A 21,339-nucleotide genomic window follows, 5' to 3' on the forward strand; every position below is an offset into this window, starting at 1 on the left:
CCCCCGCTATGCGCGTCTACCGCGGCCGGGCCGACACCATCGATGCCGACCGCGCGGTCTCGGAGCGACTCGTCGAGCGCGTCGCCGCCGAGGGCGATCCGGCCGTCCGTGTCTGGCGGCCGCATCGACAGATCGCGTTCGGGCGCCGCGACACTGGGGCAGCCGGCTACGAGCGCGCTCGCGAACTGGCCGACGGCCGCGGCTTCCCGCCCGTCGAGCGAGAGGTGGGCGGGCGTGCAGTCGCTTACACCGGGTCGACGGTCGCGTTCGCTCGCGTGACGCCCGTCGACGACCTCCGATCGGGCCTGCAGGAGCGCTACGACGCGACGACAGCCGACCTGCTCGACGCGCTCGACGGCCTCGGCGTCGACGCCGGCGACGGCGAACCGCCGGACTCCTTCTGTCCGGGAACGCACTCCGTCCAGGCCGACTGCGGCGGGCGGGTGCGGAAACTCGCGGGGCTCGCACAGCGCGTTCGCGCCGACGTGGCGGTCGTGGCCGGCGTGCTCGTCGTCCGCGACCACGAACCGATCGCCGGGGTTCTCGACCCGGTGTACGAGACCCTCGAAGTGCCCTTCGACCCCGAAACGGTCGGCAGCGTCGCGAGTGCGGGCGGCGAGTCCGACCCCCAGGCGGTCGTCAGACGCGTCGAAACGGCGCTCGGCGGCGGGGACCCGTACCGGGTGATCCCGGTCGACCGAACGGAGTAGCGGACGGGACTCGGGCGACACCCGGGTGGTACCCGGGCGGAACGACGGTCGGTGGTCCGAGAGGAGCTGCGACACTTTCTTGTCTACGCAACTACAACTGTCGGCCATGCGATTGGCCCGCCACCCTCCTGTTCCCCGCCGCGGAACCGAATCCGATGCGGTCGCGCGACGCGTCGCCGCCTTCGTCGTCGACCAGTTGCTGGTGATCGGCCTGCTCACCGCCGTCGCGTCGTGGGTCCTCGGCGTCGGTGCCGGCGCCCTCGGACTCGGTGTCGAGATCCAACTGTTCGACGACCCGCTCAAGAGCGTCTTCGGGGGGACGAGCGCGGAGACCGCCGTCGCCGTCGGCGCGGCGCTGTTCGGGGTCGGCGCGACCGCAACCATGTTCGCGTACTTCACGCTGATGGAGGGCGCGTTCGGCCGGACCGTTGGAAAGCTACTCTTCGGGCTGGTCGTCGTCCGGACGGACGGGTCGGCGATCGGTTACCGCGAGGCGTTCGTCCGCACGGCGTTGCGCGCCGTCGACTCGCTCCCGTCGTTGTACCTGCTCGGGTTCGGTTCCATGCTGGCGAGCGACCGCCGGCAGCGCATCGGCGACCGCGTCGCCGGGACCGTCGTCGTCGAGGCCGAGACGCCCGCCTCGGCCGGCGGCGAATCCGCGACGGGCACGCCTGCCTGAGCGATCCGTCGCGCGTCGTTGCCCCGAGCGACCGGCCGGTTGTCACACTCCGGGAGATTTAGGACCACGCACGTCAGAGATGGGGTATGCTATTCCGGAACGCGACGCTCGCGGACGGACGCCGCCGGGACGTCCGCGTGTCGGGCGAGACCATCGCGGCCGTCGGGGAGGGGTTGGACGCGACCGAGGGCGAGCGGGTTCTCGACGCGACGGGCAAGCGCCTCCTCCCGGGGATGATCGACGCGCACGTCCACTTCCGCGAACCCGGCGACTCGCACAAGGAGACCTGGGACACGGGGTCACACAGCGCCGCCGCGGGCGGCGTGACGACCGTCGTCGACCAGCCCAACACGTCGCCGCCGACCGTCGACGGCGCCGCCTTCGACGAGAAGGCCGACCTCGCGGAGGCCTCGCTGGTCGACTTCGGGCTCAACGGCGGCGTCACCGCCGACTGGGACCCCGACTCGCTGTTCGACCGCGACGTCTTCGCCCTCGGCGAGGTGTTCCTCGCCGACTCGACCGGGAACATGGGCATCGAAGAACCGCTGTTCGTCGACGCGCTCGCCGAGGCCGACGCACGCGACGTGACCGTCACCGTCCACGCCGAGGACGCCAGTCTCTTCAACATCTCCGCCAGGGAGCGCGACGACGCCGACGCCTGGAGCGCCTACCGGACCGCCCGCGCCGAGGCCGCCGCCGTCCGCCGCGCCTGCGAGGTCGCCGCCGACCGCGAGACGCGGATCCACGTCGCCCACACGTCCACCCCGGAGGGAATCGACGCCGCGACGGAGGCGGGGATGACCTGCGAGGTCACGCCCCACCACATGTACCTCTCCCGGAGCGACCTGCGCGGCCTCGGGACGCACGGGCGGATGAACCCGCCGCTGCGCCGCGAGAAGCGCCGCCAGCGCGTCTACGACCGCGTCGTCGAGGGCGAGGTCGACATGATCGCGACCGACCACGCGCCCCACACCGCCGAAGAGAAAGACGCCGACATCTGGGACGCGCCGTCGGGCGTCCCAGGCGTCGAGACCGCGCTACCGCTGTTGCTCGCCGACGCCCGGACGGGAGCGCTCACCTACGAGCGCGTCCGCGACCTGACCGCTGCGAACCCGGCCGACGTGTTCGACCTGCCCGCGAAGGGTCGCGTCGCCGAGGGGATGGACGCCGACCTCGTGCTCGTCGACCCCGGCAAGACCCACCCGATCCGCGCCGACCGCCTGCACACGAAGTGCGACTGGACTCCCTTCGAGGGCCGCGAGGCCGTCTTCCCCGAACTCACGCTCGTCCGCGGGACCGTCGTCTACGAGCGCGACCCCGACGACCGGCCCGGCGGCGACAGCGAGTCCTTCGGTGCGGCCGTCGGCGAGAACGTCCGTGCGGGGACGGACCGCGCCGGCGACGAGGACGGAGACGACGACTCGACCACTCGCGGCGAACGGCAGACCGAGTCGATCGCGGACCTGGCCGCGGAAGTCGTCGAGGAATCGCCCGACGACGACCGCCCCTGACTGGACCGGCCGCCCGCCGCGTTCGGCCGCTCCCGACGCGTCGCGACCACCGCCCGCTCCCCGACTTTCGTCTCACGGTAGCCGGGATATAACTTTCCGACGCATCGACCAAGCCCGGTCGAATGAGCGATCTGCTCTCGATCGACGGGTTGCGGACCTACTTCGACACCGACCGCGGGGAGGTGAAAGCGGTCGACGGCATCGACCTGACCGTCGAGAGCGGCGAGACCGTCGGGCTCGTCGGCGAGTCGGGGTCGGGCAAGTCGGTGACGGCGCTCTCGACGCTGGACCTGATCGAAGACCCCGGCCGCATCGCCGGCGGGACCGTCCGCTTCGGCGCGGTCGAGACCGTCGCTCGACTCGCTCGTCGCTACCCGAACGGCGTCGCGACCCGGCCCGGGACCGACGGCGAGTCGACGCCCCGCCGGTCGACCGACGGCGAGTTCCTCCACCTGACCGACGCGACGGTCGACCGCGGCGCCCTCCCGCGGAGCGTCGACGTCGACCGATCGCTCGACGACACCGCGCTCGCGCGCCGACTCGTCCGCCAGGCGCCCGAGCGAGCGCTCCCGGACGCCGGCGAGGGATGGGTGGCGATCGCGGACGGGTACGTCGACCTGACCGCGGCGCCGGAAGCGGCGATGCGCGACGTCCGCGGCGGCGACGTGGGGATGATCTTCCAGGACCCGATGACGTCGCTCAACCCCGCGATCACGATCGGCGAACAGATCGCCGAGAGTCTGCGACTCCACCGGTACGGTCGCAAGCGGGCGGACTCGTGGGTCAACGGGGTCCGCGAGATCCTGCCCCGGTTCGGCGGCGACACGGACGACCAGGTGCTCGCCGACACGATCGACATGCTCGACCAGGTCGGCATCCCGGAACCGGCCTCGCGGGTCGACGACTACCCCCACGAGTTCTCCGGCGGGATGCGCCAGCGCGTCCTCGTCGCCATCGCGCTGGCCTGCCGACCGAAACTGCTCGTCGCCGACGAACCGACGACGGCGCTGGACGTGACGATCCAGGCCCAGATCCTCGACCTGATCGCCGAACTCCAGAGCGACCTCGGGATGGCGGTCCTGTTCATCACCCACGACCTCGGGGTCGTCGCCGAGGTGTGCGACCGCGTGGCCGTGATGTACGCCGGCGAGATCGTCGAGGAGGGGCCGGTCGACGAGATATTCCACAACCCCTCACATCCGTACACCTACGCGCTGCTGGAGTCGATCCCCCGCGAGAACGTGGACCGACTCGCCCCCATCGAGGGGTCGGTGCCGAGCCTCGTCGACATGCCCGACGGGTGCCTCTTCGCGCCGCGGTGCCCGTGGGTCCAGCCGGAGTGTCGCCACGGGGAGATCCCGTACCTCCAGCACGGGCCCGACGCGGTCGACCACCGCTCGAAGTGCATCCTCGAATCCTTCGACCGGACGGAGTACGGGACCGAGACGGCCGGCGTCTCGGCGACGGCCTCGACCCGGACCGACCGTCGGCTGCTGACCGTCGAGGGGCTGACGAAGCACTTCTCGCAGGCCGACGACCTGTTCGACCGGTACCTCGGCCGCGAGCACGCGGTCGTCCGCGCCGTCGACGGCGTCTCCTTCGACGTGTACGAAGGCGAGACGCTCGGCCTGGTCGGCGAGTCCGGCTGCGGGAAGTCCACGACCGGGCGGACGCTGCTGCGCCTGCTCGAACCGACCGACGGCCGCGTCGTCTTCGCGGGCGACGACCTCGGCGACCTCGACAAGGACGGCTTACGCCGCAAACGCCGGGACATGCAGATGATCTTCCAGGACCCACTGTCGAGTCTCGACCCGCGGATGACCGTCGGCAAGACCATCGCCGAACCCCTGAAGATCCACGACCTCCCCGCACCCCAGCCCGACGGGTCGCGCCGCGAACAGCGCCGCGACCGCGTCCTGGAACTCATGGACGCGGTCGGTCTGGACCCCGACCAGTTCGACCGCTACCCCCACGAACTCTCGGGCGGGCAGCGCCAGCGCGTCGGCATCGCCCGCGCGCTCGCCGTCGACCCGGATTTCATCGTCTGTGACGAGCCCGTGAGCGCGCTCGACGTGTCGGTCCAGGCACAGATTATCAACCTGCTGGAGGACCTCCAGCGGGAGTTCGGACTGACCTACCTGTTCATCGCCCACGATCTCTCCGTCGTCCGGCACATCTGCGACCGCGTCGCGGTGATGTACCTCGGGGAGATCGTCGAGGTCGCCGAGACCGCCGACCTGTTCGCGGACCCCAGACACCCCTACACGCGGTCGCTCCTGTCGGCGATCCCGGAACCCGACCCGTCGGTCGCCGCGGACCGGGTCCTGCTCAAAGGCGACGTGCCGGACCCCGCCGACCCGCCGTCTGGATGCCGGTTCCGCACCCGCTGCCCGGAGATAATCCCGCCCGACGACGTCGAGATCGGCCAGGAGACCTACCGCGAGGTGATGGACTACCGCCAGCGGGTCGCCGAGCGGTCGATCAACGTCGACGCGCTGTGGGCGAACGCCGCCGAGGAAACCCCCACCGCAGCGGACGGCGGCACCGCGGGGGCCGATAGCGGGTCAGCCGGTCCGTCCCCGGGAGACGACGTGGCGGTCGCCGACCGGCCCACCTCGCTGTCGGCGTTCGTCGAGTCGACGTTCGCGGAGGTGTTCGAGACGGAACTCACCGGTCGGAACCGCGCCGTCGTCGCGGAGTCGTTCGAACACCTGGCCGCCGAGGAGTGGGCGGCGGCCGACCGGGTCCTCCGCGATCGCTTCGAGAGCGTCTGCGAACGGCGCCACCCGGTGCTCCAGGACGACAGCCACCCCGCCGCGTGCCACTGGTACGACCAGCCCGGCGACGGGAGCGCCCGGTAACGCCGACTTGACGGCCACACCGCAGTGCGGCCCTTCGCGGCTCTCCCCGGTAGACAATCGTTACCACGATGTAACGCTCGTGTAATTGGGTGTGAAGTATCGTGGGTAGTATAACCTATCTCGGTGCATTTCTGATCATGTCTCCGGAGAAGTCGATAGATAGACGGAAGTTCCTGACACTGGCCGGGACGACGGCCGCGACGGTCACCGTCGCGGGGTGCGGTGGCGGCGGTGGCGGCGCGCAGACGACCCAACCGGCCGACGGCGACGGTGAAGACGGCGGTGGCGACGGCGATGGCGGTGACGGTACGGACGGCGATGACGGCGACGGTGACGGTGGCGACGGTGGTGACGGGGATGGCGGCGACGACCAGACCGACCTGAGCGGGACGCTGGTGTACGCTCGCGGGGATCACCCGGAGAACTACGACCCCCAGCAGACGACCAGCGGCGAGGTGGCGAAGGTCACGAACCAGATCTTCGATACGCTGATCCAGTTCGCGCCGGGCAGCGGCGGCGAGCTCGAAGCGGCGCTCGCGACCGACTACTCGCTCGAGGGGACGACCGCGACGCTCGAACTCCGCGAGGGCGTCACCTTCCACAACGGCGAGGAGTTCACCGCGAGCGACTTCGAGGCGACGTGGCGCCGGTTCACGCAGTCGGACTACGACTACTACCTCGGCGACGAGAACCGGTCGGGGTACGGCCCGTTCACGCTCGGCAACTGGATCGAGAGCGTCGACGCCAGCGAGGACTACTCGCTGACGATCGAGCTCCAGCAGCAGTACGCGCCGTTCCTGCGCAACCTCGCGATGTTCGCCGCCGCCGTCCTCTCCGAGTCCCAGATCGAGGAGATGGGCACCAGCGGCGACGACCAGGTCGCGCTCGGCACCCAGCCGGTCGGCACCGGGCCGTTCGCCTTCGACCAGCTCGACAACCCCAACAGCCGCATCCTGCTGACGGCCAACGCGGAGTTCTGGGGCGACGGTCCCAACGTCGCCAACGTCGTCTTCAAGACGATCCAGGAGAACAGCACCCGCGTCCAGGACGTGATCAACGGCGACTCGCACATCACCGACAACCTCGACTCCGACGGCTTCCAGCGGGCCGACAGCAGCGACTCGGCGACGCTGCTCCGGAAGAACGGCATCAACGTCGGCTACATGGCGTTCAACATGGCCCGTCGCGAGGAGTTCCGCGACCGTCAGGTCAGGCGCGCCATCTCCTACGCCGTCAACACCGAGGCCATCGTCAACCAGATCTACCAGGGATTCGCCACGGAGGCCGACCAGCCGCTCCCGCCCGACGTGCTCGGCCACAACGAGGACATCGAGCCGTACCCGCACGACAAAGACCAGGCCCGGTCGCTCCTCGAAGAGGCGGGGTACGCCGACGGCTTCGAGTTCGAACTCGCGACGTTCTCGAACCCCCGGGGGTACAACCCGAGTCCGATCCAGACGGCGAACCAGGTCAAGTCCGACCTCGAGGAGATCGGACTGTCGGTGACTATCAACCAGTTCTCGACGTTCAGCCCGTACCTCGATTACACCGACCAGGGCAAACACGACGCCTGTTTCCTGGGGTGGTACACCGACAACGCCGACCCGGACAACTTCCTGTACGTCCTGCTGGACCCGAAGGTCTCACTGGACGCCGTCCCCGACGGGCAGGACTGGGTGACCTTCGACACCGAGGGCTACAGCACGCTCAACGTCTCGGCGTGGGCCAACACCGACTACATGGAGACCGTCCGCGAGGCCCAGAGGACCTACGACGAGGGCGAGCGCGAGTCGATGTACGTGGAGGCCAACCAGATCGCCCACGACGAGGCGCCGTGGGTGTTCCTCGACTACGCGGAGACGCTGCGAGCGATCAACGAGGCCGTCGTCGAGGACTCCTACACGATCAGCTCGGTCGGTGGCCCCTACCTCAACACGGTCCAGATACAGTAGGGTCACCTCCCCGCTCCAGCCATGGCCTCGCTCAGGTTCGTCGCCAAGCGGCTCCTCCTGCTCGTCCCGGTGCTGTTCGGAGTGGCGACGCTCGTGTTCGCCATCCTCCACCTCGCGCCCGGCGACCCGGCGCGCATCATCGCCGGGCAACGGGCCTCCACGGAGCAGGTGAACCAGGTCCGTCGAGAGCTCGGACTGACGCGGCCGCTGTACGTCCAGTACGTCGACTTCCTCACGGACGCGGCCCGCTTCGACTTCGGCAAGTCCTACAGCATCAGCCAGGGCGCGCCGGTCCGCTCGGTCATCGCCGACCGACTCCCGGTCACGCTCGAACTCGCCGTGTACGGGCAACTCGCGGGCATCTTCATCGGCATCCCGCTCGGCGTCCTCTCGGCGGTCAAGCAGGACTCCGCGACCGACCACCTCACGCGCGTCGGCGCGCTGTCGGGCATCTCGATACCCATCTTCTGGTCGGGGCCGCTGCTCATCCTCCTGTTCGCCACGTACCTCGGCGTGCTCCCGACGAGCGGGCGGATCGAGTCGACGCTGTTCCTCCCGAACCACTGGACCTTCATGGGTCGGCAACTCCCCCTGACCGGGATGATCACCGTCGACACGCTCCTGCTGGGGCGGTTCGACGCGTTCGTCTCGGCGGCGCGGCACCTGCTGATGCCCGCGCTGGTCATCGGCATCTACTCGACGGCACTCATCTCGCGGATGATGCGCTCGTCGATGCTCGAAGTCGTCCGCCAGGACTACATGCGGACCGCCCGCGCGAAGGGCCAGGGCGCCAAGATCACCGTGATGAAACACGGGTTCCGGAACGCGCTCATCCCCGTCGTCACCATCATCGGCATCCAGTTCGGGACGCTGCTCGGCGGGGCCGTCCTCACCGAGACCGTCTTCGGCATCAACGGGATGGGACTGACCATCGTCCGCGCCATCGGTTCCTCGGACTACCCGGTCGTCCAGGGGACCGTCCTCACGTTCGCGCTCCTGTTCACTCTCGTTACGCTCGTCGTCGACATCACCTACGGCTACCTCGACCCACGGATCCAGCAATGACTACGCACGACACAGCCCCGGTCGCTGGCCACAGACCGCTCCCGCACGACCCATGAGCGCCGACACACCGACCGACACCGAGGCCGACACCGCCTCGCCCGCGGCCACCGACGCCGACGGCGCGGTCGACCGGCGACAGACGCGCGGGTTCGTCGGTCGACTGCGGGCGTCCCCGTTCCTGTCGGATCTGCTGTCGAACCGGCTCGCGGTCGTCGGCCTCTCGATCATCGTCGGGATGGTCGTCGTCGCCGTGTACGCACGGTTCGTCTACGACCTGGGCGCGCTCACCCAGTCCAGGCTCGGGACCGAAGTCGCCGACCGGACGCCGCCGGGCTGGATCGGACCGGCCGCCTGGAACCAGCACCTGTTCGGCACCGACGCCGCGGCGCGGGACATCTACAAGCGGTGCCTGTACGGCGCCTGGCTGGCGCTGAAGTTCGGGACCATCACCGTCAGCGTCTCGACGGTACTGGGCGTCTCGCTCGGCATCGTCGCCGCCTACTACGGCGACGTGACCGACAACGTCGTCATGCGGACGATGGACGTGCTGCTCGCGTTCCCGTCGCTGTTGCTCGCGCTCGCGCTCGTGGCCATCTTCCCGCGCGAACTCGGCCTCTGGCGGGCGGTCGCCGCGCTGACGCTGGTGTACACGCCGCGGTTCGCCCGGGTCGTCCGCGGGGCCGCGCTCACCGTTTTAGAGGACGAGTACGTCGACGCGACGGTCGCGCTGGGTGCCGCGGATCCGCGGATCCTCGTGCGCCACGTCCTGCCGAACACGCTCGCGCCCGTCACCGTCCAGTCCACGCTGAACTTCGGGCTCGCCATCATCGACCTCGCGGCGCTGTCGTTCCTCGGCTTCGGCGCGCAGGCCGGCACGCCCTCGTGGGGGCTGATGCTCGCGCGCGGCGTCGACAACGGCCTCCTCACGGGGAAGTGGTGGCTCTCGTTCTTCCCCGGCCTGCTCCTCGCTATCACCGTCCTCGGGTTCAACCTGCTCGGCGACGGGATGCGGGACGCGCTCGACCCGCGGATGCGGGAGGCCGTCGACTGATGGCCCGCCGCGACGCCGCTCGCGGTACCGACGCCGAGACCGCTGGCGGCGGCGATCCCCCCACCCGAAACCACGGGACCACCGACGCGCCCGCTGGCCGCGTCGACGAACTGCGCCGGTGGGTCCGCCCGCGGGCCCGTACCGTCGGTACTGCCGCCGTCGTCGGCGTCGTCGTCGGGGTCGCAGCGATGGTCGCGCTCGTCCTCTCGACGGGCGACGCCCGCGCCAGCGAGGCGACGGCCTTCGCCCTCGGCGCGCTCGCCCTCGGATTCGGCGTCGTCGGCTGGTCCGGTTCCGTCCTCGCGGGCCGCTCGATAGAGACCGTGCAGCGTCACCTCGACGCCGACAGCGACTGGACCGAGGCGAGTTCGCGACGGGCGATGGCCCGCATCGCCGGCTTCGGCGCGGGGGTCATGGTCGGCGTTTCGTCGGTCGCGGCGGCGCTCTGAGCGCACACCCCGAGCCGCGGCGACGGCCCGACCGCCCGGTAAACGCCGCATACCCCGTCGAACGGTCGTGCGTTCTTTTGTGACGAGAGAGCGACCGACCGGCACATGCGAGAGCCGGACCCGGGCGACCCGACGGACAACCCCTTCCATCGGGTGACCGACGACTGGGACGCCGTCGTCGAGGACATGCACGCGACGGCGGCGGACTATCGGGAGGCGGGCTGGAACGTGGTCGCGGTCCACCCCGGCGACGTGACCGTCCTGACCGGCGAGCCGCGGACCGCGGCCGAACAGACGGGCGACTTCGAACCCGACCCGCGGCGGCTCGGGTTCGACGTCGTCGTCCCCGGCGACGAATTCGAAGCGTTCCGAGCCGCGTTCGCCGACCGGTCCGTCGCGGAGTCCACCGTCTACGCCGCGACGGGGTCGGGCATCGTCTATCTCGTGGTCGTGCTAGAAGCGGCCGACGGGGAGACGGCGGGACTGGTTCCGCTGTACTACGACGAGTCGGACCGCGAGGCGCTCGTCGCGGTCGCTCGCGACCACGGGCTGTACACGCACGTCAGACCCCTGCAGGACGACGCGGTCGTCACCGTCGAACACGAGGAGTTCGCGCCGTTCTTCCCGGACGCGACCGCCGAGTGAGCCTGCAGCGTGGGCCGGGGCTCGGCCCCAGATACAGGTCCTCGGCGCCGAACGCGACGTGTGCTCGGGTCCTCGGCGTCGGAGTCACACGGCTCGTTTCTTCGCACCGTCGAGTCGTGACTCCGGAAGGGGCCGGAGGACGCCGTAGACGACGCGATAGCCCAGCAGCCCGGCTCCTATGCCGGCGAGGACGACGCCGACGACGGTCAGCACGGCCACGTCCGTCAGGGCGACGACGGCTCCGCAGACGGCGACCGCCGCGACGACGCCGACGATCGCGACCGCGTAGCGGTAGAACTCGTCCAGTGCGACTACTCTGTGTTCGTCGGCGTAGGCGGTCGCGACCGTGGCGACGAGCGCCGCAAGGCAGAGCCACCAGGCCTCGCGGAGGCCCGCGACGCCGACGTTCAACACGCCGAGTAGTATCCAGGCGGCCCCCATCCCGCCCTCGAAGAGGACCACGCGCCGGGCGGTGTCCATACGAGACGATATTCCGCTCAGGTGATAAATTGGTGGGCACGTCTCCGGGCCGGAATCCGCCTCAGAGCCGCGACCCGCCGCGATCCCGTCTACTGGTCGGCTTCGATGTCGTGGCCGCACTCGGGGCAGGTGACTTCGTCGTGGCGTAGCGCGGTCGAGTGCTCGCGCACCTCGCGCATCACGTCGGAGATCTCGTCCTCGGCTTCGAGTTCTTCCTCCACGGTGAGTTCGACGCCCTCGACCTCCAGGAGGAACTTCGCGACCTCGGTGGCTTCGTACATCACGTCGTCGAGCTCCTCGGCGGTGAAGAAGTCGCACATCGCGCCGTAGAGGAAGGTCGCGCCGGCTTTCCGGACCTTCTCCTCGAAGGAGGCGCGGGCCTGGTTGACCGCCTGGGGCGTGTACGTGTCGGTCATGAAGGGGACGAGTTCCGGCAGGTTCTCGCCGATCTTCGTCATCTCGACGCCCGTCTCGGTCCGGAAGTCGGCGCACAGGCGCGCGATGGCCCACTCGCGGGCCGTGATGTAGGTGCGGTCGCGGAGGAACTCGTTCGCGCGGTCGTACGTCCCGCCGTCGATCTTCTTGAAGCGGTCGTACTTCTGCACGTCCGGCGGCACGTCCGCGGCGGGCGAGTCGACCGGGCCGTCCGCCGGCCCCGGGCCAGTCGACGTGTCCGCGGTAGACGCCTCCGACTGGCCCTCGTCGTCGGTCGCGTCGTCGTCGGTCGCGTCGTCGTCGTCAATCGCTGTGTCGGCGGCGCTGTCGTCGGCCGCTTCGCTGTCGTCGGCCGCTTCGCTGTCGTCGGCCGCGTTCGTTTGCGGGGCCACGTCGTCTCGGGCATCGTCTGTCGCGTCGGTTTCTTCCTCCCCTTCTTCGTCGTCCACCACGGCGTCCGCCCCGTCTTCGGCCCGCTGGCGGTCGGTCTCGTCGCGGTCGGCGTCGTCCGTCCCGTCGGCCCCCGATCGGCCCTCGGAGTCGGGCGATGCCCGCTCGGTGGCTTCCTCGCCCTCGCCCGTCGCCGGTCCGTCTGTCATGGTCACCACTGTGTCGGGGCTGGGAAAAAGGGTGTCGCCCTCGGCCGTCGCCCCCGCGTGCCCGGGATTCCCCTCGGGATTCCTAAAGGAATAATTATAATGATCCGGTGGGAAGTGGTGTGCAGACACGTACCATGGTCAACACGGCGTACCTGGCGAGCACGGTGGTAACGGCGCTCCTGGGGGTCGGTGTGGTCGCTCTGGCGTTGCGTTCGCGCCGCTGGCACCACTACGTGCCCCTGGCCGCGTACCGCGAGGTGGGCGCCGACGGGAGCCGTCCGACGTCCGGACTGGCCCAGATCGCCGGGCGGACGAGCACCTGGACGGCGCTGTACGTCGTCCTCGTCCTCGGATTCATGATCGCGCCGATGGTGTACGCGAGCGGCGCGATCACCGGTCCGGCGGTCATCGGCGCGGTCGGCGCGCTCGTCGCGCTGTACCTCGTCGGCGGCGTCTACGTCGCGTTGCGGGAACACGGCCGCCCGAGCGCGCAGGCGGCGGCCGGGAGCGCCGTCGCGACGGGCATGCTGTTCGTCCTCGCGATCACCGTGCTACTCGTCATGAGCTGACACCGCGATGGCCCACTCGACCCGGACGACCGAGTGGCCCTGGCCCACCGGGGCCGCCCCGCTGGCCGCGGCCATCGCGCTCGAAGGCGTCCTCGTCGTCGGGTACTTCCTCGCGACGCCCGGCGACGTGACCGTCCCGCGCTACGTCCTGTACCCGTTCGTCTGGATCAACGCCGTCCTCGTCGCCGCCTACCGGACGCCGATCCCCGCGGCACCGCCCCGTCGCCACCTCCTCGCCGGCGCCATCGCTGCCGTCTACTTCCTGTTGCTCGCCAACTGGGCTGGGCTCGTCGGCCTGACCGTCGGCGGCCACCACCCGATTCCGGAGGGGGTCCTGGGGCTGAGCGTCGGCGCCGGGTCGCCCGGCTGGGGCCGCCTCCGACTCGTCACGCGCGTCTTCTACGTCTCGTTCGTCCCCTACCGGGTGATCGGCTACCTCGGTCTCACGTACCTCGTCTACGCCGCGATCCTCGACGCCAGCGGCGCGGTCGCCTCCGGCGCGCTCGGCCTCGTCTCCTGTCTCAGCTGCTCGGCCCCCATCCTCGCCTCCTTCGCGACCGGCTTGCTCGGCGGGTGGGTCACGCTAATGTCGACAGCCGTCGCCTACTCCATCGACGTCTCGACGGTGGCCTTCCTGGCGTCGGTCGCCCTGCTCTACTGGCGGCCCGGCTTCCCGTCGTTCGGGCGAGACGCGGACGACGCGGCGGAGTGAAAAGACGGAGGGCGGTCAGTTCCCCGACGGGACGGTCGGCGGTTCGCAGGTCGACGTGCTGTTCTGGTCGTCGACGAGGATCGCGGTCTGGAAGGCGCAGTCGTAGGTGACCGGCGAGTCGCGCGGGAACCGGAACTCGCCGCCCGTGACGGGGTTCTCGAAGACGACCTGGAACTGTGCGCTGACCGCGGTCGCCTCGGCGCCCGGCCCGGCGTCCTCGCGGACGTGGCTGGTGAACCAGTCGTCTACCTGTCCGTTGTCCATCGTCACGGTGTAGGTGACCTCCTCGGTCTCGCCCGGCGCGATGACCTCGTCCGCGCCGGCGCTCCCGGCCGAGAGTTCGCCGCTCTCGGCCTCGAAGGTGCGCACGTCGTTCATGTCGATGCTGACGCCGAGGCCGTCCGGTGCGGCGGGCACCGGCACGTCCCCGGGGTTGTGCACGAGCATGTGGAACCGCACGGTCGTCTCGCTCTCGCTGACCTCGCCCCAGGTCGCCCACCCGCGCTCGACCTCGTAGCCGACCGTCACGGTGTCGCTGTCGCCGAGGGTGTCGCCGAGCAGCGAATCGTCGACCTCGCTCGCGCTCGCGGACTCGGTGTAGGTGCCGCTGGTCTCGTTGACCGACGCCGAGAGCGCGTCGATGACGGGCGTCGACTCGTTGAGCATGGTTCGCTCGCGGTGTACGTCGTGGGGGACCGTGCCGAGCGGCGTGTTCACGTTCACCGTCGCGTTCGCGTCGAGCGCGACGGTCTCGTCGGCGCGGACGTACCTGACCCACCAGGCCGCCAGGCGGTCGTTGATGACGTCCGTGCGCAACTCGGTCGTGCTGTTGCCTTTCGGGACCTCGACGTCCGACTTCGTCCCCTCGGCGAGCACGACGCCGTTGAGGACGATGTCGTACTCGGCCGTGACGGTGTTCCCGAGCGAGACGCCGACGGGGTTCGGGTTGTCGACCCAGACCGTCGTGACGATCTCCGTGCGTTCGTCGGTGACCTCGCCCCAGTCGCCGCGGTCGACCAGTCCGGCCGACGGCGCCCCGATTATCCCCAGCACGGAGAGGACGACCAGGAGACCGACGAACCCGCCCAGCACGACACCGATCTTTCGCGGCCAGGTAGCGACCAGCGCGCCCAGTCGCGACCCGCCGCTCCCCCCGTTCGGTCCGCCCGATCCCGGATCCGCTGAACCAGCCTCTGACATGGCTGTCGGCACAGTCTCCGTGAGCGGGATAAATCCTGGCGATCACGGCCGAACTCGTTCGGGTGAGTGACAGGACAGCAGCTGGTGGGAGCGTCGCTCGCGGTCTACAGGATGGAGTAGGCCGCGGCGGTCGTGAGCGCGAGCGCGACGAACAGCCCGCCGAGGAACAGGTAGGTCACCGACCGAGGTTCCCACCGGAGGTGCATGTAGTAGGTCGCGACGAACGTCGCCTTCACGAACGACAGCGCGAGGATGATCCCGAAGGCCAGCCAGTAGGTGTCCGGGTCGCCGAAGTCGACCATCCCCGTCCGTTCGACGAGCGCCTGCGTGGTCGACAGCGCCATCAGTACCACGAATATCGCCGAGTACAGTTTGAATCGTGTCATTGTGATCACCTAGAGGATGTAGAACAGCGGGAACAGGAACAGCCAGACGATGTCCACGAAGTGCCAGTACAGCCCGAAGTACTCGATGGACGTCTCGTCGTCGCCGAGGTACGCCCCCTTCATCGCCCGCGGGATCATGTACATGAGCATGATCAGGCCGACGATGACGTGGGCGCCGTGGAGGCCGGTCGTCAGGTAGAACGTCGACGAGGCGACGTTCGTCCCGACGTTCCACCCGTTCGGGAACGCCTCCGTCGAGATGTGGAACAGGTGCTGCCACTCCAGGCCCTTGTTGACGAGGAAACCGACGCCGAGCAGCCACGTTATCGAGAGGGCGGCGACGACGCCCCTGCTGCTGTTCTTGTGCGCCGCGACGAGGGCGAGCACGACCGCGAAACTGCTAGCTAGCAGCAGGTACGTGTTGATCAGCCCCGGAAGCGTGACGTGCGCCTCGGGGACGAACGCGTGGTGCCAGTGGGTCCAGCCGTTCGCGACTCGCAGGAACAGGTACGAGCCGATGAACCCCCCGAACAGCACCACGTCCGAGGCCAGGAACGTCCACATCCCCAGTTTCATGTTCTCGACGCCCCCGAAGGGCCACTGCTCTGCGACCGTCGGTTCGGGCACGTGGAACGGCTCCTGCGCGAGGCCGACGAACCCGACGGCGCTCAGGACGCCGCCGGTCCCGGTGAGCCAGTAGTAGGCACCGCCCTCCTGGATGCCCGAGACGCCGAGGAACGTGAGGAAGCCGGCCAGGCCGATGACGAACGGCCAGATGCTCGCGTGGTCGGCGTGTTCGTCCTCGGCGTGGGCCGTCGCGCCGCCGGTCGCGCTCGGGGTCACCGCGTCGGGACCGGTGACCAGCGCACCGCCGCTCCCCGCCGTCGCGCCTTCCGCGCGGACGCCACCGTCAGGCCGTTGGCCTGACGAGGTCTCACTCGCGTCGCTCGCGAGACCGCCCTCGGACCGCCGGTCCGACGAGCCCTCACTCGCGTCGCTCGCGAGACCACCGTCGGTCGAGGGGTGGCTCGCGGGTTCGCCGTCGCCGCTGCCGTCCGCGGTCAGTTCGGGCTCGTCGCGGAAGGAGAGTTTCCCGCCGGCGTAGCTCGGTTTGCCGGGGAAGTTCTCCAGCGGCGGCGGCGAAGAGACGGCCCACTCGGCCGTCGTCGCGTACTTCCAGGGGTCGTCGCCGACCTCCTCGCCCACGGCGACGCTCTTGAACAGGTTGTAGAACATGACGAGGAAGGAGATGCCGAGCAGGAACCCGCCGATGGTGGCGACCTGGTGCCAGCCCGAGAGGCCGGGTGCGTAGTCGAACACGCGCCGCGGGGTCTCCCAGGCGCCGAACATCGGGAAGTACAGCAGGTTGAACCCGACGAAGTACAGCCCGAAGTGGAGTTTCCCGAGGAACTCGTCGTACATCCGGCCGGTCATCTTCGGGAACCAGTAGTAGATGCCCGCGAACAGGCCGGTCGCGCCGCCGACCATCACGTAGTGGAAGTGCGCGACCACCCAGTAGGTGCCGCGGAACTCGTAGTCGAGGACGACCGCGCCGAGGAACACGCCGGTGATCCCGCCGATGATGAACAGGATCAGGGCGCCCAGCGAGAAGAGGAACGGCGTCGTAAAGCGGATTCGACCCTTGATCATCGTGTAGATCAGCGAGAAGACCATCAGGTCGAAGGGGAGGGAGATGCCGATGGTCGTGACCATGAACAGCGTCTTGATCTCCAGGTTGATCCCGGTGAGGAACATGTGGTGCATCCAGACGACGAAGCTCTGGAGCGCGACCAGCACCATCGCGAGGACGAACCACTTGCGACCGACGAGGCGCTGGCCGGTGAACGTCTGGAAGCACTCGGCCATGATGCCCAGCGCCGGGAAGAAGACGATGTACACCTCCGGGTGGCCGAAGAACCAGAACAGGTGCGTCCACAGCAGCGTCCCGCCGTCGGCGGTGAAGTAGGTCACGCCCAGCAGGTGCTCGGCGCCGAGGATCATCAGCGCCGCCAGCAGCGCGGCGAAGGCGAACAGCATCATCCACACCGTCAGCAGGATGGACATCGAGAACATCGGCAGGTCGCGCATCCGCAGTCCTTCGGCGCGCATGCGGTACATGGTCGTCAGGAAGTTGACCGACCCCATCGTCACCGCCGCGATGAACATGATGAGCGCGAGCACGACGGTGGTCCCGCCGATGTTCGGCATGTAGGTGGGTACGTTCAGCGGCGCGTACATCGTCCAGCCGCCGTCGAAGGTGCCGCCCTGGAAGAACGAGGCGATAAAGAGGAGCCCGGAAAACAGGTACGCCCAGTAGCTCATGGCGTTCAGTCGCGGGAACGCCAGGTCGTCCGCCCCGATCTGCAGGGGGACGAGGTAGTTGGCGAAGCCGAACGCGAACGGCGAGATGAACCAGAAGACCATCAACAGCCCGTGCGCGGAGACGGCCTGGTTGTACGCCCCGGCGCTGAGGATGCTCTCGCCCGGTCCCCACAGCTGGACGCGCATCAGCAACGCGAGGACGCCGCCCAGGACGAGGAAGAACAGCGCCGTGATGGTGTAGAGGATGCCGATGTCCTTGTGGTTGGTCGTGACGAACCAGCGCCTGACCGAACTCATCGGCGGGAAGTCGTGCCCGCCGGCCTCCTCGTGGCTCACGGCGCACCACCCGCCCGTGCGGGCGCGACTCCGGGCGCGCCGAGTTCATTCGGCCCCGCGGGACCCAGCGAGTGGCCGCCACCGCTCGCCGACGCGGTCTCGGTGCCCGCCGACTCGTTTCCGGCCGTCTCGTCCCCGCTCGGCTCGGCGTTCGCGTACCACTCCTCGAAGGCCTCGGGCTCCATCGCGACGACTTCGGCGGTCATCCCGGAATGCCCTTCCCCGCAGATCTCGTAACAGTTAGCCTGGTACGTGCCGGTCTCGTTGGCGACGAACCACGCGTTCGTGGTCTGGCCCGGGATAGCGTCGGCCTTCGTCCGGAGATCCGGTATCCCGAAGTTGTGGAACACGTCCGCCGACGTCACAGAGAGGTTGATCACCGTGTCCGTCGGCACGCGGAGCGTGCTCGTCTGCGCGCCGTTCGGGTACGTGAACTGCCAGCCGAAGCGGAAGCCCTCGACCTCGACGTCAACCACGTCGCCGCCGTTCTGCTGGACCTCCGTCGGTTTGCCCTCGACGTACAGCAGCGACGCGTAGGTCCAGATCACCAGCGAGAGGACGATGAGCGCGCTGATGCCGAACGACAGGAACAGTTTCTTGCCCTTGCCCCCTCCCTCCGGGAGCTCCCCCAGCTCCGGCCGCTCCGCGTCTGGAGCCGGGTCTTTATCCTCGCGATAGCGGTACTTGTACGCGTTGTACAGCGTGTAGGAGATGACGACGACCCCGACCAGTGTCCCCAGGCCGAGGAAGACGACGAAGATGCTGTTGAACACCTCCGCCGGCGCCCTGATCCCGCTCGTGCCAGCCAGGACGGCGTCGCCGACCACCGGTCCACCGGACTCTTCCATATTCGATCACCAACGATACACCCGGTCTTATTGTTTGGGGGACGTTCACATATAGCTTTTAACTAGAGCGAACAGGTTCGGGGCCGGTCGTATCTGCCGAGGGGTTTTTCCCCACTGGAGTGGTACGTATTGGCATGACAGACACGCGCGAGATCGACGACCGGACCGTCGACGAGGAGGAGTTCGAGGACCCGGCGGTCAGGGACGACGACTTCGATCGCCTGTTCGGGATCATCGCGGACGGCGTCGTCGGTGCGGCCGGGGGGCTCGTGGGGACGACGCTGATGACGGTCGTGTTGCTCATCGGCGAGTCCTTCGGCGTGTTCTCGCGGTCGTCGTTCGCGACGGTGACGAGTATGGTCGGCCTCGACGGCGTGTTCCCGGAAGTGACCGCGGGCTACGTCATCTTCGTCCTCGCCGGGATGTTCCCCTGGCCGCTGCTGTTCGCCTCGCTCAAGGAGTACCTCCCGGGCGCCAAGGACCCAGTCCACGGGATCTTCTTCGGGACCGCGCTGTGGACCGGCTTCGTCTTCGCGTTCTACGACGGCTACACCGGTCTCGCCCTCGTCGGCTACCTCGCGGTGACCCTCGTCGCACACTGGGTCTACGGGATCGGCCTCGGCGCCGTCTTCGAGTACCTCTCGACGCGCCCGGACACGCTCGTCTGACGTCGGTCCGGCGACGCCGTCCGAGACCGTGTCCGCGGCCCCCTCCCGTTCGTGACGCTCACCAGGCCCCGATACGACCGTTTTTGTGGGGAAAGACCGTAGTACCCCCATGGTAGACAAGGGAGACCTCCTCGAACTCGCCGCGCACTACGTCGTGATCCTGGTCATCGTGACGGTGGTGCTCGCCGTCGTCCGGAGCGTCGTCGGCGACGTCGGTTTCTGGGTCGAACTCGCCGTCATCGTCGTCCTCGTCGCGCTGTATCGGCCGCTCGTCAAGTCGCTGGGGATGGAGCCCAGCGCGTGGCGCAGCGAGTGATCGCGACTCGGGCACGGGTCCGTCCGGCCGCGCCGCTGCCGGACCCGTCGGGCCGTACCGCTTAACCCCCGGCCGCGCGAGAGGCCGATATGCACCTCTCGGAGTCGACGTGGACCGACGCCGACGCCGTCGAGACGGACCTCGCGCTCCTGCCCGTCGGGAGCACGGAGCAGCACGGCCCCCACGCGCCGCTCGGCACGGACGCCCTCACCGCGGAGGCCGTCGCCGCGGCCGGCGCCGACGCCTACGACGGCGAGGTCGTCGTCGCGCCGACGATCCCCGTCGGCGTCGCCGAGGAGCACCGCCACTTCGCGGGCACGCTCTGGGTCAGCGAGGACACGTTCCGCGACTACGTCCGCGAGACGGTCGGCAGCCTCGCCCACCACGGCTGGGACCGCGTGGTCGTCGTCAACGGCCACGGCGGCAACGTCGCGCCGCTCCGCGAAGTCTGTGCGCGCGTCACCCGCCACGACGACGCCTACGCCGTCCCGTTCACCTGGTTCGACGCGCTCGCGCTCGATCGGGACTGGACGGGCGACCCCGACGCGCCCCCCGTCGACCTGGAGGCGATCGCCATGGGCCACGGGGGCCCGGTCGAGACGGCGCTCGTGCGGGCGGTGGCGCCCGACCTGATACGCGAGGAGCGCCTCGACGACGCTGCGGCGGGCGCCGCAGACGGCTGGGGCGAGTGGGTCGCGGGGACGAACCTCGCCTACGACTCGGCGGAGTTCGCGGAGAACGGTGCCGTCGGCGACCCCCGCGAGGGAAGCGCCGCGCTGGGGGCGTGGCTCCGCGACCGGGCTGCCGAGAAGGTAGCGACGCTCCTGGGTCGCGTCGTCGAACGGGACCGCCCGCGCTCGGACGACGGCTGAGCCGCTCGCGGCCCGGGGCCCGTCCGCGACCGGAGCCCGCGCGGCGCCTCAGGCTTCCGCTTCGTCCGCGTCCGCGTCTGCGTCGGCCTCCGCGTCGGCCTCGTCTTCTGCGTCCGCGTCCGCGTCTGCATCCGCGTCGGCTTCGTCGGCGAACGCTTCCAGCGCACTCCGGAGCTGCGGGACCGTACTCGCGAGGTCGCTCACCTGCTCGTGCGCGTCGGTCACGTCGTCGAGCACGCCCTCGACGGCCTCGATCTCCTCGGCGAGGTCGTCGGCGTCCTCGAAGGCGTCGGCGCGCTCGCCCATGGTGTACCACTTCTTGGCGTCGACGAGGTGGTCCTCGGCGTCCTCGACGTCGAGGGCCGACCGGAGCGCGTTCAGCACGCCCAGCGTGTTGTCGGCGTCGACGTCCCAGATGCCGTCGGCCTCCGGGAGTTCCGCCCGGGCCTTCCCCAGGCTCTCCTCCACGTCCTCGCGCATCTCGCTCGCCGCGTCCTCGAAGAGTTCGTCGTCGTCGAGCGTCGCTTGACTCATACTTCGTCCTTCGGCCCCTGCCTGTTTAAAAACACGCCTGAAACTGAAAGTGAAAAACTGCCTCAGTGCCGCTGAGCGCGCTGTTTCTGTGTACGGCCCCGATCAGTTACGATCCGCTGCTATCGATCCCGGCGAACGG

21 protein-coding genes are annotated in these 21,339 nt (G+C 69.4%); 14 read left to right on the forward strand and 7 right to left on the reverse strand.

Going from position 1 to position 21,339, the window contains the following annotated elements; all coding sequences use genetic code 11:
• Positions 1–8 precede the first annotated feature (8 nt).
• The 9 genes from ACMGFE_RS01295 to ACMGFE_RS01335 all read left to right on the forward strand — a co-directional run bounded on the left by ACMGFE_RS01295 (position 9) and on the right by ACMGFE_RS01335 (position 10,923).
• Complete coding sequence (locus tag ACMGFE_RS01295; protein ID WP_436923178.1) at positions 9–710, forward strand: lipoyl protein ligase domain-containing protein; 702 nt, start codon at positions 9–11, stop codon at positions 708–710.
• Between the two features lie 106 nt (positions 711–816).
• A complete protein-coding gene (locus tag ACMGFE_RS01300; protein WP_436923180.1) occupies positions 817–1,389 on the forward strand; it encodes an RDD family protein in 573 nt (190 codons plus the stop codon).
• 86 nt (positions 1,390–1,475) lie between these two features.
• Positions 1,476–2,900: a dihydroorotase gene (locus ACMGFE_RS01305; RefSeq protein WP_436923182.1), complete on the forward strand. Its 1,425-nt coding sequence runs from the start codon at positions 1,476–1,478 to the stop codon at positions 2,898–2,900.
• A 122-nt stretch (positions 2,901–3,022) separates the two neighbouring features.
• Positions 3,023–5,761, forward strand: a complete 2,739-nt coding sequence (locus tag ACMGFE_RS01310; RefSeq protein WP_436923183.1) for a dipeptide ABC transporter ATP-binding protein — start codon at positions 3,023–3,025, stop codon at positions 5,759–5,761.
• 137 nt (positions 5,762–5,898) lie between these two features.
• Positions 5,899–7,713: an ABC transporter substrate-binding protein gene (locus ACMGFE_RS01315; RefSeq protein WP_436923184.1), complete on the forward strand. Its 1,815-nt coding sequence runs from the start codon at positions 5,899–5,901 to the stop codon at positions 7,711–7,713.
• Between the two features lie 21 nt (positions 7,714–7,734).
• A complete protein-coding gene (locus ACMGFE_RS01320; protein ID WP_436923186.1) occupies positions 7,735–8,778 on the forward strand; it encodes an ABC transporter permease in 1,044 nt (347 codons plus the stop codon).
• A 52-nt stretch (positions 8,779–8,830) separates the two neighbouring features.
• Entirely contained in the window at positions 8,831–9,829 is a 999-nt protein-coding gene (locus ACMGFE_RS01325) for an ABC transporter permease (protein ID WP_436923188.1), read from the forward strand.
• A 110-nt stretch (positions 9,830–9,939) separates the two neighbouring features.
• The gene (locus tag ACMGFE_RS01330) at positions 9,940–10,278 is read left to right on the forward strand and encodes a DUF7268 family protein (RefSeq protein WP_436925138.1); all 339 of its coding nucleotides are present in this window, start codon (positions 9,940–9,942) and stop codon (positions 10,276–10,278) included.
• Between the two features lie 105 nt (positions 10,279–10,383).
• Entirely contained in the window at positions 10,384–10,923 is a 540-nt protein-coding gene (locus ACMGFE_RS01335) for a DUF7529 family protein (RefSeq protein WP_436923190.1), read from the forward strand.
• 84 nt (positions 10,924–11,007) lie between these two features.
• On the opposite strand, the gene ACMGFE_RS01340 is transcribed toward ACMGFE_RS01335, so the two are convergent.
• Both ACMGFE_RS01340 and ACMGFE_RS01345 read right to left on the reverse strand, forming a co-directional pair.
• Positions 11,008–11,403 (reverse strand): hypothetical protein, encoded by a 396-nt coding sequence (locus ACMGFE_RS01340; RefSeq protein ID WP_436923191.1) that lies wholly within the window; start codon positions 11,401–11,403, stop codon positions 11,008–11,010.
• 89 nt (positions 11,404–11,492) lie between these two features.
• Positions 11,493–12,146, reverse strand: a complete 654-nt coding sequence (locus ACMGFE_RS01345; RefSeq protein ID WP_436925139.1) for a DUF5806 family protein — start codon at positions 12,144–12,146, stop codon at positions 11,493–11,495.
• Positions 12,147–12,556: 410 nt separating this feature from the next.
• On the opposite strand from ACMGFE_RS01345, the gene ACMGFE_RS01350 reads away from it, so the two are divergent.
• Both ACMGFE_RS01350 and ACMGFE_RS01355 read left to right on the forward strand, forming a co-directional pair.
• Complete coding sequence (locus tag ACMGFE_RS01350; RefSeq protein ID WP_436923192.1) at positions 12,557–13,006, forward strand: hypothetical protein; 450 nt, start codon at positions 12,557–12,559, stop codon at positions 13,004–13,006.
• Between the two features lie 7 nt (positions 13,007–13,013).
• Positions 13,014–13,718 (forward strand): DUF7546 family protein, encoded by a 705-nt coding sequence (locus tag ACMGFE_RS01355; protein WP_436923193.1) that lies wholly within the window; start codon positions 13,014–13,016, stop codon positions 13,716–13,718.
• Between the two features lie 15 nt (positions 13,719–13,733).
• Here the strand turns inward: ACMGFE_RS01355 and ACMGFE_RS01360 are convergent, their stop codons facing one another.
• From ACMGFE_RS01360 to coxB, 4 genes are all read right to left on the reverse strand, one after another.
• Positions 13,734–14,918, reverse strand: coding sequence for an LEA/WHy family protein (locus tag ACMGFE_RS01360; RefSeq protein WP_436923195.1), 1,185 nt, complete (start codon positions 14,916–14,918; stop codon positions 13,734–13,736).
• Positions 14,919–15,022: 104 nt separating this feature from the next.
• Positions 15,023–15,304: a cytochrome C oxidase subunit IV family protein gene (locus ACMGFE_RS01365; protein WP_436923197.1), complete on the reverse strand. Its 282-nt coding sequence runs from the start codon at positions 15,302–15,304 to the stop codon at positions 15,023–15,025.
• Between the two features lie 9 nt (positions 15,305–15,313).
• On the reverse strand, positions 15,314–17,923 hold the full coding sequence (locus tag ACMGFE_RS01370) for a cbb3-type cytochrome c oxidase subunit I (protein WP_436925140.1): 2,610 nt from the start codon (positions 17,921–17,923) through the stop codon (positions 15,314–15,316).
• Positions 17,924–17,958: 35 nt separating this feature from the next.
• A complete protein-coding gene (coxB, locus tag ACMGFE_RS01375) occupies positions 17,959–18,810 on the reverse strand; it encodes a cytochrome c oxidase subunit II (RefSeq protein WP_436923198.1) in 852 nt (283 codons plus the stop codon).
• A 134-nt stretch (positions 18,811–18,944) separates the two neighbouring features.
• On the opposite strand from coxB, the gene ACMGFE_RS01380 reads away from it, so the two are divergent.
• The 3 genes from ACMGFE_RS01380 to ACMGFE_RS01390 all read left to right on the forward strand — a co-directional run bounded on the left by ACMGFE_RS01380 (position 18,945) and on the right by ACMGFE_RS01390 (position 20,666).
• Positions 18,945–19,478 (forward strand): DUF6789 family protein, encoded by a 534-nt coding sequence (locus ACMGFE_RS01380; RefSeq protein WP_436923199.1) that lies wholly within the window; start codon positions 18,945–18,947, stop codon positions 19,476–19,478.
• Positions 19,479–19,587: 109 nt separating this feature from the next.
• Entirely contained in the window at positions 19,588–19,794 is a 207-nt protein-coding gene (locus tag ACMGFE_RS01385) for a hypothetical protein (RefSeq protein ID WP_436923201.1), read from the forward strand.
• Between the two features lie 89 nt (positions 19,795–19,883).
• Complete coding sequence (locus ACMGFE_RS01390) at positions 19,884–20,666, forward strand: creatininase family protein (RefSeq protein ID WP_436923203.1); 783 nt, start codon at positions 19,884–19,886, stop codon at positions 20,664–20,666.
• 48 nt (positions 20,667–20,714) lie between these two features.
• Here ACMGFE_RS01390 and ACMGFE_RS01395 read toward each other — a convergent pair whose 3' ends face one another.
• Complete coding sequence (locus tag ACMGFE_RS01395; RefSeq protein ID WP_436923204.1) at positions 20,715–21,200, reverse strand: DUF5790 family protein; 486 nt, start codon at positions 21,198–21,200, stop codon at positions 20,715–20,717.
• Between the last annotated feature and the right edge of the window lie 139 nt (positions 21,201–21,339).

Source organism: Halosimplex amylolyticum, from assembly GCF_051414035.1.
Taxonomy (GTDB): domain Archaea; phylum Halobacteriota; class Halobacteria; order Halobacteriales; family Haloarculaceae; genus Halosimplex; species Halosimplex amylolyticum.